The 17,029-nt window shown below is 64.1% G+C and carries 17 protein-coding genes; 14 read left to right on the top strand and 3 right to left on the bottom strand.

The window, feature by feature from the left end; translation table 11 throughout:
- Positions 1–33 precede the first annotated feature (33 nt).
- The 9 genes from AABD04_RS16665 (at position 34) to AABD04_RS16625 (ending at position 10,786) form a co-directional block, all read left to right on the top strand.
- Positions 34–1,206 carry a cystathionine gamma-synthase gene (locus AABD04_RS16665; RefSeq protein WP_341441846.1) on the top strand — a complete coding sequence of 391 codons (1,173 nt, stop codon included), beginning with the start codon at positions 34–36 and terminating at the stop codon, positions 1,204–1,206.
- Positions 1,203–1,979, top strand: a complete 777-nt coding sequence (locus tag AABD04_RS16660) for a glutamate racemase (RefSeq protein ID WP_341441845.1) — start codon at positions 1,203–1,205, stop codon at positions 1,977–1,979. Before AABD04_RS16665 ends, AABD04_RS16660 begins: the two co-directional genes overlap by 4 nt.
- A gap of 74 nt (positions 1,980–2,053) precedes the next feature.
- Complete coding sequence (locus AABD04_RS16655) at positions 2,054–3,286, top strand: MFS transporter (RefSeq protein WP_341441844.1); 1,233 nt, start codon at positions 2,054–2,056, stop codon at positions 3,284–3,286.
- A gap of 197 nt (positions 3,287–3,483) precedes the next feature.
- Positions 3,484–4,755 carry an NDMA-dependent methanol dehydrogenase gene (mdo, locus tag AABD04_RS16650; protein ID WP_032376592.1) on the top strand — a complete coding sequence of 424 codons (1,272 nt, stop codon included), beginning with the start codon at positions 3,484–3,486 and terminating at the stop codon, positions 4,753–4,755.
- An 82-nt stretch (positions 4,756–4,837) separates the two neighbouring features.
- Positions 4,838–5,875, top strand: a complete 1,038-nt coding sequence (locus AABD04_RS16645) for a MadB family AAA-type ATPase (RefSeq protein WP_243608273.1) — start codon at positions 4,838–4,840, stop codon at positions 5,873–5,875.
- Positions 5,872–7,389, top strand: a complete 1,518-nt coding sequence (madC, locus tag AABD04_RS16640; protein ID WP_341441843.1) for a MadC family VWA domain-containing protein — start codon at positions 5,872–5,874, stop codon at positions 7,387–7,389. The genes AABD04_RS16645 and madC overlap by 4 nt, the downstream gene beginning before the upstream one ends.
- Before the next feature lie 180 nt (positions 7,390–7,569).
- Complete coding sequence (locus AABD04_RS16635) at positions 7,570–8,757, top strand: iron-containing alcohol dehydrogenase (protein ID WP_341443087.1); 1,188 nt, start codon at positions 7,570–7,572, stop codon at positions 8,755–8,757.
- Entirely contained in the window at positions 8,754–10,109 is a 1,356-nt protein-coding gene (locus AABD04_RS16630; RefSeq protein WP_341441842.1) for a MadS family sensor histidine kinase, read from the top strand. Before AABD04_RS16635 ends, AABD04_RS16630 begins: the two co-directional genes overlap by 4 nt.
- Complete coding sequence (locus AABD04_RS16625; protein ID WP_341441841.1) at positions 10,106–10,786, top strand: MadR family response regulator transcription factor; 681 nt, start codon at positions 10,106–10,108, stop codon at positions 10,784–10,786. The genes AABD04_RS16630 and AABD04_RS16625 overlap by 4 nt, the downstream gene beginning before the upstream one ends.
- Before the next feature lie 70 nt (positions 10,787–10,856).
- Here the strand turns inward: AABD04_RS16625 and mftM are convergent, their stop codons facing one another.
- Both mftM and mftR read right to left on the bottom strand, forming a co-directional pair.
- Positions 10,857–11,684, bottom strand: a complete 828-nt coding sequence (gene mftM, locus AABD04_RS16620) for a mycofactocin oligosaccharide methyltransferase MftM (protein WP_341441840.1) — start codon at positions 11,682–11,684, stop codon at positions 10,857–10,859.
- 27 nt (positions 11,685–11,711) lie between these two features.
- The gene (mftR, locus tag AABD04_RS16615; RefSeq protein ID WP_243608270.1) at positions 11,712–12,317 is read right to left on the bottom strand and encodes a mycofactocin system transcriptional regulator; all 606 of its coding nucleotides are present in this window, start codon (positions 12,315–12,317) and stop codon (positions 11,712–11,714) included.
- A gap of 106 nt (positions 12,318–12,423) precedes the next feature.
- On the opposite strand from mftR, the gene mftA reads away from it, so the two are divergent.
- From mftA to mftD (AABD04_RS16590), 5 genes are read left to right on the top strand one after another with little or no spacing between them, the layout of a single operon-like run.
- A complete protein-coding gene (mftA, locus tag AABD04_RS16610) occupies positions 12,424–12,537 on the top strand; it encodes a mycofactocin precursor MftA (RefSeq protein WP_341441839.1) in 114 nt (37 codons plus the stop codon).
- Between the two features lie 2 nt (positions 12,538–12,539).
- Positions 12,540–12,824: a mycofactocin biosynthesis chaperone MftB gene (gene mftB, locus AABD04_RS16605; RefSeq protein WP_341441838.1), complete on the top strand. Its 285-nt coding sequence runs from the start codon at positions 12,540–12,542 to the stop codon at positions 12,822–12,824.
- 43 nt (positions 12,825–12,867) lie between these two features.
- The gene (gene mftC, locus AABD04_RS16600) at positions 12,868–14,103 is read left to right on the top strand and encodes a mycofactocin radical SAM maturase (protein WP_341441837.1); all 1,236 of its coding nucleotides are present in this window, start codon (positions 12,868–12,870) and stop codon (positions 14,101–14,103) included.
- A complete protein-coding gene (mftD, locus tag AABD04_RS16595; RefSeq protein WP_341441836.1) occupies positions 14,103–15,281 on the top strand; it encodes a pre-mycofactocin synthase MftD in 1,179 nt (392 codons plus the stop codon). Before mftC ends, mftD (AABD04_RS16595) begins: the two co-directional genes overlap by 1 nt.
- On the top strand, positions 15,278–16,501 hold the full coding sequence (gene mftD, locus AABD04_RS16590) for a pre-mycofactocin synthase MftD (protein ID WP_341441835.1): 1,224 nt from the start codon (positions 15,278–15,280) through the stop codon (positions 16,499–16,501). The genes mftD (AABD04_RS16595) and mftD (AABD04_RS16590) overlap by 4 nt, the downstream gene beginning before the upstream one ends.
- Before the next feature lie 22 nt (positions 16,502–16,523).
- Here mftD (AABD04_RS16590) and AABD04_RS16585 read toward each other — a convergent pair whose 3' ends face one another.
- Positions 16,524–16,850, bottom strand: a complete 327-nt coding sequence (locus AABD04_RS16585; RefSeq protein ID WP_341441833.1) for a LuxR C-terminal-related transcriptional regulator — start codon at positions 16,848–16,850, stop codon at positions 16,524–16,526.
- Positions 16,851–17,029 lie beyond the last annotated feature (179 nt).

The following is a 17,029-nucleotide window of genomic DNA, read 5'->3' as shown; positions in this document are numbered from 1 at the left end:
GCCGAGCGCAGCAGGCCGATTAGTGTGGAGGTCATGAGTGAGCAGCGCAGCAAGGCAGACAACACGTCCTGGCAGGGCTTTTCCACCAAGGCGGTACACGCGGGTTACGAGCCCGATCCGCTGACCGGCGCGGTGAACGTGCCGATCTACGCCAGCTCCACCTTCGCGCAGGACGGCGTGGGCGGCATGCGCAGCGGATTCGAGTACGCGCGCACCGGCAACCCGACTCGTCGTCCGCTCGAGGCCAACCTCGCGGCCATCGAATCCGGCACCTACGGCCGGGCGTTCTCCTCGGGCATGGCGGCGACGGACTGCCTGTTGCGTTCAACGCTGCGTCCCGGTGATCATCTCGTCATTCCCAACGATGCCTACGGCGGCACCTACCGATTGATCGACAAGGTCTTCACCCAGTGGGGCATCGAGTACTCGGTGGCCGCGGTGTCGGACGTCGACGAGGTCCGTGCGGCGATGCGACCGAACACGAAGCTCGTCTGGGTCGAGACGCCCACCAACCCGTTGCTCAACGTCGGTGACATCGAGGCGCTCTCGGGTGTCGCGCACGAGGGCGGGGCCAAGCTCGTCGTCGACAACACGTTCGCGTCCCCGTACCTGCAGCAGCCTCTGAGCCTCGGTGCCGACGTGGTGCTGCACTCGACCACCAAGTACATCGGTGGTCATTCCGATGTGGTCGGCGGTGCGTTGGTGACCGACAGCGAGGAACTGGACACGGCCTTCGCGTTCCTGCAGAACGGTGCAGGCGGCGTTCCGGGACCGTTCGACGCGTTCCTGACCTTGCGTGGAATCAAGACCCTTGCGCTGCGGATGGAACGCCACAGCGACAACGCCGAGAAGATCGTCGAATTCCTCGACGGACATCCGGCCATCTCGTCGGTCATCTACCCCGGACTCGAATCTCACCCGTCCCATGCGGTCGCCGCCAAGCAGATGCGACGCTTCGGCGGCATGGTGTCGGTGCGCCTGGCCGGTGGCAAGCAGGCCGCTCTCGATTTCTGCGCGAAGACCGAGATCTTCACCCTCGCCGAGTCGCTCGGTGGCGTCGAATCGCTGATCGAGCACCCGGGTGCCATGACCCATGCGTCGACGGCCGGTTCGCTGCTCGAGGTCCCCGACGATCTGGTGCGGCTGTCCGTCGGTATCGAGGACGGTGCCGATCTGGTGGGCGACGTCGAGCAAGCGCTGGCATGATCGTCGCACTGATCGACTCGGGGTTGGGAATGCTCCCGACGGCTGCGCGGCTGCGACAAGCGCGCCCCGAGCTCGATCTGGTGCTGATGATGGATCCGGACAACGCTCCGTGGGGGCCCAAGCCCGATCGGTGGGTGATCGATCGGGTGGTCGGAACGGCGCAGCATGCCGTCGACCTCGGTGCCGAGGTGGTCGTGCTTCCGTGCAACACCGCCAGTGTGACGGCGCTGGGTCACGTCCGGGCCGCGCTCGGTGACACGGTTCCGGTGGTGGGCACCGTTCCGGCGATCAAACCCGCTGCGGCGGTGAGCGATCGAATTGCTGTCTGGGCGACGGCGGCCACGACTGCCAGCGCCTATCAGGGGCGGCTGATCGAGGAGTTCGCCTCGCACCGGACGGTGACGAGTGTGGCGTGTCACGGTCTGGCGGATTCGATCGATCGCGGAGACGCTCGGGGGATCAGCGCTGCCATCGCCGCCGCCGTGGCAGCCACCCCCGACGACGTCCAATCGATCGTGCTGGGCTGCACGCACTATCCGCTTGTGCGAGGCGAGATCGTCGCACAGCTGCCCACCGAGGTGACGCTGTTCGACAGCGCCGACGCGGTGGCCAACCAGACGGTCCGACGCGTCGAAGAGGTCGGTTCGAGCGGTTCGGGAACCGGCCGAGTATCGGTGTGGTTGAGCGGGAGCGAAGGCCGTTTGCCGGCGAGCGCGCAGCGGTATCCCGAGGGGGAGCTGCTGTTCGACGACGTACGAGCAGAGCAACACTGATCGTCCGGGAATGCGAGGCGATCCTGCGCGTTGTCTTTCACTGAGCTAAGGATCACTGCAGTGGAAGGAAGCACATGGTCGGTGTCGACACGCGGAGTCCGGCGGGACGGACCGCGGCGCGAATTCCGCACCGGTACGCGTTCTGGGTGGTCGGAATTGCCTTTCTGGTCCTGATGGCCTCCGCGTCGGCCCCGTCACCGCTGTACCCGGTGTACCAACAGGCCTGGGGATTCAGCGCTCTCACCCTCACGGTCGTCTTTGCCGTGTATGCGGTCGCGTTGCTGTCCACGTTGCTCACCGTCGGTAGTCTGTCGGACCACATCGGGCGCAAACCGATTCTGATCGCCTCACTACTGCTGCTCGCAGTCAGCTTGGTGCTGTTCATCGTCGCCGACAGCGTCCCGATGCTCATCGCGGCACGCGTCGTCCAGGGAGTCGCGGCCGGCGCGGCTACGGGAGCGATGAGTGCGGCCGTCATCGATCTGCAGCCCAACGCCTCCACCGGGCCGTTGCTCAACAGCGTTGCTCCTTCACTGGGGCTTGCCGGTGGCGCGCTCGGTGCCGGACTGTTGGTGCAATTGGCACCGGCACCGGAGATTCTCGTCTTCGTCCTGTTGATCGTTGCAGCCCTGACGCTGGCCGTCGCGCTGCTGTTCGTACCGGAGACGTCGGCGATGCGCGGGTTCGACTCCCGACGCCATCTCGCGTCGACCCTGCTGCCGAGGATGTCGATCCCGAAGTCGGTGCGAGCACCGTTCTTTTTCATCGCTCCCGCCTTGTTCGCGACCTGGTCCCTCGGCGGGTTCCACCTCTCGCTCGGGCCGTCCATCATCGGCACCGTGTTCGGCGTGGACAACCACATAGTGGGCGGGCTGGAGATCTTCGCGCTGTTCGCCACGGGTGCGGTGGCAGCTGCAGTGGTGCGCAATCGGTTCCCCCGTACGGTGATGATGACCGGTGCGACCGTGTTGGCGGCAGGTGTCGCGCTGACACTGGTGTCGGTGCAGATCGAGTCGATAGCGATGTACTTCGTCGGGGCGGTGATTGCCGGATCGGGCTGGGGAGCAACATTTCTCGGATCGATGCGCACGCTCGGTGCCTTGGTCCCCGCCGCAGAGCGAGGTGGAGTGTTCGCCACGACCTTCGTCATCAGCTACCTCGCGTTCAGCGTGCCCGCAGTGGTCGCCGGGCTGGCGGTGCACCGCCTCGGTCTGAGCACGACGGTGGAACTGTACGGAGGATTCGTCATCACGCTCGCGCTGATCTCGGTTCTCGGATTCTCGGTGGCACAACGACGAGATCGGTAGTGCGGCACAGTCTGTGAGTCGCCTCTGCCGAGGGTGAGCGAACGGTCCTACCCGATCGGGTAGTTCGCTCGGGTCGTTGGCAGGGTTTGCGCCTCCAGGTGTTCCATCGACGTGCCGGGCGGTGGAGTGTGGTCACCAGTGAGACGCCGATCACAGGTGTAGGCGTCTTGTCACTCACACTCACCGAGGAGACACCGATGGTTATCGAGCTCAATCAGATCTGGGAATTCCCCATCAAGGAGTTCCACCCGCTGCCACGCGCCAAGCTGGGAGTCGGCGCTCACGACATGATCGGCGTTGAAGCCAAGGAACTCGGATTCAAGCGTTCGCTGCTCGTCACGACCGGGTTGCGCGGGTCCGGAATCATCGAGGAACTGATCGGCAAGATCGAGTACCAGGGCGTCGAAGTGGTCCTCTACGACAAGGTCGAGTCCAATCCCAAGGACTACAACGTCATGGACGGTGCTGCGCTGTACCAGAAGGAGAAGTGCGACAGCGTCATCTCCGTCGGTGGTGGCTCCAGCCACGATGCGGCCAAGGGCATCCGCGTCGTCGTCGCCCACGACGGCCGCAACATCAACGAGTTCGAGGGATTCTCCAAGTCCACGAACAAGCAGAACCCACCGCACATCGCGGTATCCACCACTGCCGGAACCGGTTCGGAGACGTCCTGGGCCTACGTCATCACCGACACCTCGGACATGGAGAAGCCGCACAAGTGGCTCGCCTTCGACGAGGCGTCGACACCGACTCTGGCACTGGACGATCCGCTGCTCTACTACACCTGCCCCCAGCAGTGGACCGCGTTCTGTGGCTTCGACGTTCTTGCCCACGGTGCCGAGCCCTACGTCTCGCGTCTGGACTTCGCACCGTCGCTGGGCAACGCGATCTACTCGATCGGCTTGGTGTCCAAGCATCTTCGCGAGGCCGTGTACGACCCGGGCAACCTGAAGGCTCGCGAGGGCATGATGAACGCCCAGTACATCGCCACGCAGGCCTTCAACTCCGGCGGACTCGGTGTCATTCACTCGATCTCGCACGCGATCAGTGCGTTCTACGACAGCGCTCACGGCCTCAACAACGCCATCGCTCTGCCGCGTGTGTGGGAGTACAACCTGCCCTCACGCTACGAGCGCTACGCCGAGATCGCCGTGGCCATGGGCGTCGACACCAAGAACATGACCACCGTTCAGGCCGCCGACGCTGCCGTCGAAGCCGCCATCCGCCTCGCCAAGGACGTCGGCATTCCCGACAACTTCGGATCGATCCGTTCGGCGACGTACGACAAGAACCGGATGAACACCGGCAAGTACGCCGGCAAGGGCGACGTGATCAAGGGCGACGAGAAGTCGGTTCTGAAGATCTCCGAGCACATCCAGGAAGACTGGTGCACCCCGGGCAACCCGCGTGAGGTCACCGTCGAATCGATGATCCCCGTCGTCTCGCACGCGATCAACGAGTCGTACTGATGCTGCGCAGTGGTGCGGTTATGTGCCCCGGGCGGCACATAACCGCACCACTGCGGCTCCGCCGCACCACGAAGGGAAACACATGACCTCGCTGTCGACAGTGCGTAGCGACGACACCGGCACCGTTCGATTCACCGACGCCGCCGATCTGCAGCGCGCGCTCGGCGAGCAGGACTACATCGCCGACGACGACCTCGCCACCGTGGTGCATCTGGCGACAGCGCTCGATCGCCCGCTTCTGCTCGAAGGCCCGGCAGGCGTGGGCAAGACGGAGCTGGCGAAATCCCTTGCTGCGGCGAGCGGTCGCAAGCTCGTGCGCCTGCAGTGCTACGAGGGTCTCGACGACAACCGAGCCCTGTACGAGTGGGACTACGCCAAACAGCTTCTGCACGTGCAGATGCTGCGTGAACACATCGGTGCGCTCACCCAGCACGTCACCGACATCGACGACGCGTCGGCGATGCTCGCGGCCAAGGACTTCGGCCTCTACTCCGAACCCTTCCTCGCCGTGCGCCCCTTGCTGGAATCGGTGCTCTCGGAAGAGCCGGTGGTGCTCCTGGTCGACGAAGTCGATCGCACCGAGGAGTCGATGGAGGCATTGCTCCTCGAGGTACTCGCCGAGAAGCAGGTGACCATCCCCGAGGTCGGCACGTTCACCGCGCGCAGCGATCCGTGGGTGATATTGACCTCCAACGACACTCGTGAGCTGTCCTCGGCTCTGAAGCGACGCTGCCTGCACTTTCACCTCGATTACCCGACTGCGGCGCGAGAACGCGAGATCGTGACCGCTCGTGCTCCCGAGGTGCCCGCACACATCGCAGCCGACATCGTGGCATTGGCGACGGAATTGCGAGAGCTACCGCTGCGCAAGAGCCCGTCCATCTCGGAGGTGATCGACGCGGCCCGCATCGCGTCGGTACTCGGACACACCGCCGACACCCGCAAGTATCTGCTTGCCGCGCTGGTCAAGTACTCGTCGGACATGAAGATCGCCATGGCCGGGCCGGTAGCAGAAACATCCTCTGCAGCAACATCACTCGGAGCGGTCGTCAACACGACCGCGACGGCCTTTCGGGGACACGGTGGACGCGACAAGGGCGGCATCGGAATACGACGATGACCGGGAATCAACCGTTCTCGGCATCGGTGGTGCTCGATGTGTTGGCAGCAGTCTTCGGGCGGACGCTCAGGCGATTTGGAGTGGCGGCGTCGCCGGCCGAGGTCATCGAGGTACGACGCGTCCTCGGTCTCCTCGGGGGCCGTGACCTCACGATTCTGCGTGCCGCACTGCGCGCGACGTGTGCCAAGTACGACCACGAACAGCACGGTTTCGATCTCGCCTTCGAGTCGATGTTCGAGGCCCCCATCGACAGTGCTGTGGACGAGCATCGATCGCCGTTGGGTGCACAGGTCGCGGGCGGACTTCCGACGGACCTGGACGTGGGAGCGGATCAGGAGGCCGCGAAGTACGCCGAGTACAACGAACGAGCTGTCGAGATCGGGGATCTGCTCGACGCGCCCGAGGCAGACAAGGGCTTCAACCCCCACAAGGACGACGACGACATCAGCCTGTCCTCCGAGGACCACGACCTGTCGATCGACACCGACGGAGACATGGGACGGCGTGGCGTCACCTACACCGTCGACCTGGAGCGGTCCGGATCGACGGCGGCAGGGGAGTTGGCGTCGAGCACCAGCGGAGCGGTTGCGGGACAACTGAATTGGGAGGATCCGTCGAGCATCCTGGCGTGGTTCGATGCGTACGATCCGCGCAGCGTCTATGGCGACGGCGGTGATTCGGGTCCGCTGAGTACCGCGATGCTGGATCGGATCACCGATGCCGTCGAGGCATTCGTACAGGCTCTGGGCGAGTTGACGGGAACGATGTCGGCACCGATGCCGGTCGAGGGTGTCGGCCGACCCATCGACAGCCACGCAGAGATCGAGCGTGCGAGTCACGAAGTGCTGCGGCACATGCGCGGTACTCCGCGACCGCGGCCACGCGAGCACTCGCGAGGGCCGTTGGACATGAGGCGCACCGTGCGGTCGAGTCTGCGAACCGACGGCATCCCTTTTCGCCTGGTGACGAAAACTCCTGTACCCGACAAGGTCCGACTCCTGGTGCTGGCCGACGTATCTCTGTCGGTACGACCGATCACCGCGTTCACGCTCAGACTTGCGCAGGCCATGCATTCTCGCGCGCACCGATGCACGGTGATGGGGTTCGTCGATGCACCGGTGGACGTGACGACGACACTGCTCGGCAGCACCGGCGACGGCGCTCTGGCCGCGGTGCTCGCCGACGCCCGCCTCGACCTCGAAGCCAGCAGCGATTACGGCAGAACCTTCACCGACCTCCTGGAGTCGCACGGGGACGTGCTGAACAAGCGAACAGCGGTCATCATCGTGGGGGACGGGCGGTGCAACGGACGACCGTCGGGTCTCGACGCGTTGGAGAAGATTCGGTCCAAGGTGCACCGCATCGCGTGGATCACTCCCGAGGCCCGCCGCTATTGGGCGCAGGCCGCGTGCTCGATGGAGGACTACGAGCAGATCTGTGACCGAGTAGTGGTGGCGAGGGATGGGGAACAGCTGGCGGCGCAGGCAGCCGAATTGGGACACGCGCTGTCCTGAGCCGATCGCACCCTTCACCTACCCGAACGGGTAGGTGCGAACCTGGCCCGGTGCTGGTGGGATCGTACCGGCCGTGCTCGTAAGGTTGTAACCTGAATCACAGGTTCGAGTGTTTCGGGACCGAATACAGCGAGGGTGTGAACGGTGGACCAGGCAGCTACGGCGAACGTCGGCAAGGCGCTGCACGACCTCGATGCGCAGCGCAGCGCAGCCGAGACGCCGCGAGTGCTCAAGTTCCATGCGCCCGAGATCGTGTTCGGTCCTGATTCGTTGGGCGAGGTCGCGCACGCGACACGCCGCCTCGGTGGGGTTCGGCCGATGCTCGTCACGGACTCGGGGTTGATCGAGAGTGGCTGGGCCGGTCAGCTCGTGGATCTGCTGACTGCGCAGGGGCTGGCACCCCAGGTCTGGAGTGCGTTGACCCCCAATCCCAAAGATGTCGAGATCGAGGCCGGGCACGGGTACTACGCCGACTTCGGCTGCGACGTGCTGGTGGCCATCGGTGGGGGATCTGTCATGGATGCGGCAAAGGGGATCGCCATTCTCGCCGGCAACGGCGGCAGAATCCTCGATTACGAGGGCGTCGATCAGGCCACCCGGCCGATCCCACCGCTGGTGATGGTGCCGACGACATCCGGTACCGGAGCCGACGTCTCACAGTTCTGCATCGTCACCGATACCGCGCGCTCGACCAAGATCACCATCCTCGGCCGAGCGCTGGTTCCGGACATCACCGTGATCGATCCGATGCTGCTGACCACGATGCCCGAATGGCTCAACGCTGCAACCGGTTTGGATGCGCTGACGCACGGGATCGAGGCATTCGTCTCGCTCGGTCACAACCAGCTGACCGACCACCATGCGCTCCGAGCGATCACCATGGTGATGTCACAGTTGGCTCGCACCATCGACGAGCCCACCGATATGGCGGCGCGCGGGTCGATGGCGCAGGCAAGCCTCGAAGCCGGCCTGGCATTCACGAACGCCATACTCGGTGCCACTCATGCCATGAGTCACCAGGTGGGAGGGCTGCTCGACCTCCCACACGGGGTGATCAACGGAGTGCTGCTGCCACACGTCATTCGCTTCAACGCAGCAGAGGATCCGTTGCCGTACGTGGCGATAGCGACCAGTCTCGGGCTCGACGAGGGGCGTGCCGGGCCGGAGGAGGCGGCGATGGCCGTTGCCGACAGGGTCGACCGACTCGCTCGGCAAGTGGGTGTTCCTGCGGGCCTGGCCGAGATCGGCGTGAGCGAATCCGATCTGGATGTGTTGGCAACCAATGCATTACGTGATGCGTGCATGTCCACCAATCCGCGTTCGGCCACGCACCGCGAGATGGTCGACCTGTTCCGGAGCGCGTTGTGACAACCGGACCGGATCTTTCGCTGTTGACCGGGCTGCGCTCGGGAAAGAACACGTTCTACCCCCAGTATCGGGGCGCGGCAGAACGTTTGGAACGTGTCGTCTATGCGCTGGAGCTGATTTCACGGGCGTTGGTGCGCACGGTCGACGGTCCGGAAACGCTGGTGTGCGCAGTGGCCGAGGCCGCTCGCGCTCACCTGAGCGCCCGCTGGGTCGTGTTCGCTCTCGCAGATGGGGCCTTGCCGGACGCAGGGCCTCGTCGGCTGGTACTCGGACCGGACGCCACACCGTTTCTGGTGGACAACGTCGAGGGGCCTCCGCTGCCCGAGGACGTCATCGTCTGCCTCGAGTCGATCCGGACGTCCACCTGCGGGGAGGGGCAGACCCCGGTCATCTCCGCTCACCATGCATTCGTACCGATCGCGTTCGACGGCCGCGTTGTCGGTGCGTTCGCGGCGTGGACCGGCGAACAACGAGTGCTCGACGCTACCGACGCCGCTGTATTGAGTATTCTTGCCAGCCAAACCGCTGTGGCACTGCAGAATTCGGCCCTGTTCCAAAGTCGAAGGCAACTGCTCGAACGTACCGAGAGTGCCTACGCCGAGGCGAACCGAACCGCGGATGATCTCGCAGCCCGCAATGCCGAACTGTTGCTGACGCAGCGGCAACTGGGTGCCGCGCATCGACACCAGGTGCTCGACGACGAGCGGCACCGCATCGCTCGCGAACTGCACGACAGTGTCACCCAGGCCGTGTTGTCCGCCGGTATGCAGATCGAGGTGTGTCGCAGTGACATCTCGGCCGAAGAACGTGGTGACAGGTTGGATCTGGCCAAGGATCTGACGCGTCGAGCGGTGGAACAGCTACGGTCGGCGATCTACGCGCTCAATCACCCGCAGGACGCCGACCGTACGTCGCTGCCGGACATGCTCGAGCAGCTCTCGGTGGTCCACATGCCCGACGAGCTGCAGGTGTCGTTGCGCGTGGAGGGAACTCCCATCGAGTTGAGCAGTGAATGCGAGCACGCGTTGCTCCGCATCGCCGGCGAAGCGCTGTTCAACACAGCGGTGCACGCGCACGCGTCGCGAGCAATTCTGCGATTGACGTATTCGCCCGAACAGGTGCAGCTGTCGATCGCCGACGACGGGGACGGCGATCCGGCCCACCTGCGCATGATGCTGCACATGGCCGAATCGACCGATGTCGACGGCCGACACCGCGGTTTGGCGAACATGGCGACCCGCGCCCGCGAACACGGCGGCGTTCTCGAAATCCGCCGAGCCCGAACCGGGGGAGTGCGTGTAGCGGTGCGCATTCCACTCCAGGAACATTCCGAGAAGGGCGAAACACAGTGAGCGTTCCAACTGTTCGCACGGGGACAGGGCAGGTGGTGGCACCGACGGTGCGCATCGTGCTCGTCGACGATCACGCAATTCTTCGCGACGGGCTACGTTCGGTACTCGAACGCGAGTCCGACCTGACCATCGTGGGGGAGGCGTCCACTCGGGAGGAGGGACTGGCTGTCGTCGCGCGGGTGGAGCCCGACATCGTGCTGATGGACCTCAAGCTCTCGGCCAGCTCGGACTACGAGGGGCTTGCGCTGTGTGCGCAGTTGGCGAAGGCGCACCACGGAATCGGTCTGCTGGTGCTCACGACCTTCCTCGACGACCGACTCGTGGTGGAGGCCGTGCATGCGGGAGCGCGCGGGTACGTGGTCAAGGACGTCGACACCACCGAGTTGGTACGCGCGATCCGGGCGGTCTCGCGAGGCGAGAGTGCATTCGACTCGCGGAGCGCCTCGGCTGTTGTCCGTTCTCTCAACGGCACATCGAGCAGCATCGAGCGCCTCACCGAGCGCGAGCTCGAAGTGCTACGGCTACTGGCAACGGGATTGTCCAACAACATGATCGGAACGAGGCTGTTCATCTCGGCCACGACCGTGAAGTTCCACGTCAGCAACATCATGCGCAAGCTCGCGGTGTCCAGACGAGCCGAGGCGGTATATGCGGCGAGTAAGCAGGGGTTGATCTGACGTCTGCCGGGCCCGCCGAGCGGAACACCCCGGCTGATTCCTATCGGCCTGGTGGACGCCCGCCGTCCGATCAGGCGAACTGGGGCGCGGAGTTCTTGTCGAGCACGAGCCATCCGCCGTGGTGCTGCGACGTCTCGAACTGCGTACCGGACGATCGACCGAGCTCGACCAACGCAGCATCGTCGAACGTGCGAATGTGTCCGTGGCAGGCGGTGGTCTCGGTCTCGAAGGGCACAGCAACGACGACACGGGTGCGCGCGATCCGTAGCGCTTCTTTCATTATGCGCGTGCCTGTTTCGGCGTCCACGTGCTCGAGGAGATGCAGTGCGGTCACGGTATCGACACTGTTGTCTGCGACTGGAACATCGGAAGCATCACACACGACAGTGTCGAGCGTGATCCCGAGATGCGGGGCAACGGTGGCGAGCAGACGCATGGTGCCGGCGGAGAGGTCGGTCGCAGTCACCGAGTGACCCTTCTTCGCCAGTCGCAGCGGAAAGAAGCCGAAGCACGAACCCATGTCGAGCACCGACCCGACGATCAAAGCCTCGGCGCGCGCATGGATGGGAGCGAATTCGGCAGCGCCGGAGAGCAGTTCGTCCAGGGAATTGCGGTAGTAGGTCGTCCAGGCCTCGACCGGATCGGCGACGGTGGTGCGGACGATCCCGACCAGCACCAATTCGAACTCCCGCTGGGACAGACCTACATGACGGGCCTGTGCCGTCACGATCGGAACGAGGCGCTCACCGATCTCGGCCGACGTCAGGCCATGGCCGACCTGCACGGTCGATCCTGTTCGGGCTGCGTCCAACTCGAGTCCGGGTATACGACGGACCACGACGTTCTCGTGACCCCACACGTCGTCGGGACTCGGTGCGAGTGCATCCAGTTCGGTCATCTCGAAAGCCTTCTGTATTCGTCTGCACTAAGGCGGTGGGGTCAAGCCGGACTGCAACGGTGCGATTCCGGCAGTGAGTAGCTCGACCAGACTCGATCGGTCATCGGTCAGCCACTGCTCGTATGCCGAGATTGCCACACCGAGGACCATCCAGCCAACAGTTCGCGGAAAGTGGTCTGTCGGATCGGAAGCGGTTCGTGCGGCAACGTATTCGGCGATGACGGCTCGCCAACCCTCGTACATGACCATCGAATAGCTCTGCAGTGCAGGATTGCTCAGTATCAACGACATCCGTTGTCGGTGAACCGCGGTTTCTTCTTCGGGAAAAGTGTTGAACTGCAACAAGGCCGACCGTAGTCCATCGGCGAGTTCTATGTCCGCGGGTAGGCCGTTCAGATGTCCCCTCAGCGCTGCGAGTTGAGCGTCGAAGTCACCCCAAGGAACCGCATTCTTGGACGGGAAGTAGCGGAAGAACGTGCGCCGAGCGATGCCTGCCGCGTCGGCTATGTCGTCGATGCTGGTCTCCTCGAAACCTCGGGAGGCGAACAGTTCGATCCCGAGATCGCTCAGTTCGCCCCGTGTCGTGGACGGGCGCCGACCTACCCGAGTGGACGGTTTCTCACTCCTGGCCATATTTCCCTTCGATCTACTGGTTTTTCTGCACCCAGTGCCATTATGGTGGTGATCCAAGCCACTGTCGATCACGATTGTGGTCCCCAACATCTTTCGGAGGTTTCAGATGTCGAAGAACAACGAGAACCCTGTGGTAAACACCGCCGTCGTCGAATCCGATCTGGTCGAAGAGTCGTTGGTCGAGGAAGTGTCGATCGACGGCATGTGCGGCGTGTACTGATCATGACTGCTGCAGTGCAGGGCGCACTCGATGTGGATGTGCCGTGGGCATTGCATCCGCAGGTGGCGCTGCGTCCCGAGTCGTTCGGGGCGCTGCTCTACCACTTCGGAACTCGCAAGCTCTCCTTCCTGAAGAACCGCACGATCGTGGCGATCATCGAGTCTCTTCCCGATCATCCCGATATGCGCACCGCGATCGCGGCCGCAGGGATCACCGAGTCCGGATCGGCTCCGTATGTGAAGGCACTCGCGACGTTGGCCGACTCGAAGATGATCGCGCCCCGCTAAGGACCATTGACCCTCGACACCTTTCTGGACAGGACCGACCCACATGACTTCCACTCTCGAAAGACCAGCTCCGGTAGGAAAACTCGTCGATCAGTTCGAGCTCGGTCTCGACGCACCCATCTGTCTGACGTGGGAATTGACGTACGCCTGCAATTTGTCGTGCGTGCATTGCCTGTCCTCGTCGGGTCGTCGTGATCCGCGTGAACTGAGCACCGAGCAGTGCAAGTCGATCATCGACGAGTTGCAGAAGATGCAGGTGTTCTACGTCAATATCGGTGGCGGTGAGCCGACGGTGCGGTCGGATTTCTGGGAGCTCGTCGACTACGCGACGGCGCATCAGGTGGGGGTGAAGTTCTCCACCAACGGGGTCAAGATCGACAAGAAGGTGGCGGCGCGGTTGGCGGCCTCGGACTACGTCGATGTGCAGATCTCCATCGATGGCGCGACCGCGGAGGTCAACGATGCGGTCCGCGGACCAGGTTCGTTCGACATGGCGTGCCGCGCTCTGGAGAATCTGAAAGAGGCCGGATTCCGGGACGCGAAGATCTCCGTCGTCGTCACCCGGCACAACGTGAGCCAGCTCGACGACTTCAAAGCGTTGGCCGACAAATATGCTGCGACACTGCGAATCACCCGGTTGCGGCCGTCGGGCCGCGGCGCGGATGTCTGGGACGATCTGCACCCGACGGCCGGGCAGCAGCGCGAACTCTACAACTGGCTCGTCGCCAACGGTGAGGGTGTGTTGACGGGCGATTCGTTCTTCCACCTGTCTGCGTTCGGTGACGCTCTGCCCGGGCTCAACCTCTGTGGCGCGGGACGGGTGGTGTGTCTCATCGATCCCATCGGTGATGTGTACGCCTGCCCGTTCGCCATTCACGAGAACTTCCTCGCCGGCAACATAGTCCGTGACGCGAAGGACGGTATAGGAGGGTTCCAATCCGTCTGGCAGACCTCGGAGTTGTTCCAGGAGTTGCGCTCCCCGCAGACCTCGGGTGCCTGCACCAAATGTGCCCACTTCGATTCGTGCCGCGGTGGATGTATGGCAGCGAAATTCTTCACCGGTCTCCCCATGGATGGCCCGGATCCCGAATGCGTCATCGGTAACGGCGAATTGGCATTGGCAGCGGCGGGCGAGATCCCCAAGTCCAGTGTCGATCATTCTCGTACCGGCCAGCGCAAGACCCCTCGAAAGTCGGTGCCGCTCACGTTGATGATGCGTCCGCCGGCGAAGATCTGCGACGAGAACCCGCTCGCAGGAATGGAACAGGAAGCACAGTAATGGCCAAGAGTGCGTGGTTCGAGACCGTTGCCGAAGCGCAGCGGCGGGCGAAGAAACGTCTACCGAAATCCGTGTACGCCGCGCTGGTAGCCGGGTCCGAACGTGGGTTGACGATCGACGACAACATGGCCGCGTTCGGCGAACTCGGCTTCGCCCCGCACGTGGCAGGATTGTCTGACAAGCGGGATCTGTCGACGACGGTGATGGGGCAGCCGTTGTCGTTTCCGGTCATGATCTCCCCGACTGGTGTGCAGGCGGTCCACCCCGACGGTGAGGTCGCTGTCGCGAGAGCTGCTGCGGCGCGGGGTATTCCGATCGGCTTGTCGTCGTTCGCGAGCAAGTCCGTCGAGGAGGTTGCTGCGGCGAATCCGCAGACGTTCTTCCAAATGTACTGGGTGGGCTCGCGCGAGATCCTGCTGCAGCGGATGGAGCGGGCCCGCGCAGCAGGTGCGGTCGGGTTGATCATGACATTGGACTGGTCGTTCTCCAATGGCCGCGACTGGGGTTCGCCGTCGATCCCGGAGAAGATGGACCTCAAGGCAATGGTGCAATTCGCACCGGAGGGCATCACCCGCCCGAAGTGGTTGTGGGAGTTCGCCAAGACCGGCAAGATCCCCGACCTGACGACCCCGAACCTCACGCCACCGACCGGCGGTCCCGCGCCGACGTTCTTCGGAGCGTACGGCGAGTGGATGGGTACTCCGTTGCCGACCTGGGAGGACGTGGCGTGGCTGCGGGAGCAGTGGGGCGGGCCGTTCATGCTCAAGGGTGTCATGCGGGTCGATGACGCGAAGAAGGCCGTCGACGCAGGAGTGACGGCGATTTCGGTGTCCAATCACGGTGGCAACAATCTCGACGGCACGCCGGCTCCGATCCGGGCGCTACCCGCGATCGCCGAAGCCGTGGGCGATCAGGTCGAGATCACCCTCGACGGCGGAATCCGGCGCGGCAGCGACGTGGTGAAGGCATTGGCTCTCGGTGCGCGTGCGGTGTTGATCGGGCGGGCGTATCTGTGGGGTCTGTCGGCCGGCGGTCAGGCCGGTGTGGAGAACGTACTCGACATCCTGCGCGGCGGAGTCGATTCCGCCGTCCTCGGACTCGGACACACCTCGGTGCACGACCTGTCACCGTCGGATGTGGTGATGCCGCCCGGGTTCGACCGCAGGCTGGGTGTGTGACCGACTGGTTCGAGACTGTCGCCGAAGCGCAGCGGCGCGCGAAGAAGCGGCTTCCTAAGTCCGTGTATTCGGCGTTGGTCGCGGGATCAGAACAGGGAATCACCGCCTCGGACAACACCGCTGCGTTCGGTGAACTCGGATTCGCCCCGCACGTGGCAGGTTTGTCGGACGCGCGCAATCTGTCGACGACACTGATGGGGCAGTCGCTGTCGTTTCCGGTGATGATCTCCCCGACGGGTGTGCAGGCCGTGCATCCCGATGGTGAGGTCGCCGTCGCGAGAGCGGCAGCGGCACGGGGTATCCCGATGGGTTTGTCGTTGTTCGCGAGCAAGCCCATCGAGGAGGTCGTCGCGGCGAATCCGCAGACGTTCTTTCAGCTGCATTGGGTGGGTTCGCGGGAGTTGTTGGCGCACATGCTCGATCGTGCACGTGCGGCGGGCGCGGTCGGGCTGATATTGACTATGGATTGGTCGTTCTCGGAGGGGCGCGATTGGGGGAGTCCGGTGATACCGGAACGCCTCGACGCACGGGCGATGCTGCGGCTGGCACCCGAAGTGTTGGCCCGTCCGGGGTGGCTGGCGCAGTGGGCGCGGTCGGGCACGTTCCCGGATCTGACGGCACCGAATCTCGCCGAGCCCGGAAAATCAGCGCCGACGTTCTTCGCCGCGTATCGGGAGTGGATGTCCACCCCGCTGCCGTCGTGGGATGACATCGCCTGGCTACGCGCGCAGTGGGATGGACCGTTCATGCTCAAAGGTGTTTCGCGGGTCGACGACGGGCTCCGGGCCGTGGACGCAGGTGTCACCGCGATTTCGGTGTCCAATCACGGTGGCAACAACCTCGACGGTTCGCCGGCATCGATCCGGACGTTGCCGGCCATCGCAGAGGCAGTGGGTGATCAGGTCGAGATCACCCTCGACGGCGGTATCCGGCGGGGAAGCGATGTTGCGAAGGCACTCGCTCTCGGTGCGCGGGCCGTCCTGATCGGGCGGGCGTATCTGTGGGGTCTCGCCGCGAACGGTCAGGCCGGAGTGGAGAACGTGCTCGACATTCTGCGCGGGGGCCTGGACTCCGCGGTACTCGGCCTCGGCCGCGCGTCGGTCCACGAACTGTCACCGTCCGATGTCGTCGTGCCGCCTGGCTTCGCTCGAGCGAATCAGCTCCCCGGGCTGGGATACCCGCCGCCGATCGGATTCCGGGATACGGAACCGAGGAGCTGATTTCGGAACGGCCACGGGTGTGTCACCAGTCGGACAGCTGAGTGTGACCGTCCTGTAGGGCACGTGCGAAGAGGGCAGCCTTCGTGGGCGCGTTGCGTCCTACTGCCGCGTACTTCTGACGAATGCGGGTGATGTGCGTGTTGATCGTGCCCACCGAGATGAAGACGGACCGAGCTGCGACCGTCTTCGAGTCGGAGGCGAACCAGGCGAGCATGACTTCGATCTCACGAGCGCTCAGTGTCGGCTTGCGCCGATGAGGGTCGGGAGGTGTCGGGAACGCACCGGATGCCGGCTGTACCGGCCTTCGGAACCGATGATGTACCGCGGTTGCCAACGTGTGTTCGAGCACGAGAAGTTACCCCCTGGAGATTTCACCGACACGCTCATCGTCGGGGCAATTTCCTCGCGGTTCCAGCTCTGCGAGGAAGTCCATACAAGGTCAATACGGATGGTTTCGCGCTCGATCCGAGCGTCATTCAAACGAATCAACTTGCCGTTCTTGCTGCTCAGAGGGCGTTCGAGTGCGTA

It is taken from the genome of Rhodococcoides navarretei, from assembly GCF_038069675.1.
In the GTDB taxonomy this organism is placed as follows: Bacteria; Actinomycetota; Actinomycetes; order Mycobacteriales; family Mycobacteriaceae; genus Rhodococcoides; species Rhodococcoides navarretei.
Note: the sequence above shows the minus strand (reverse complement) of the source record. Positions and strands in the feature narration are given on the sequence as shown.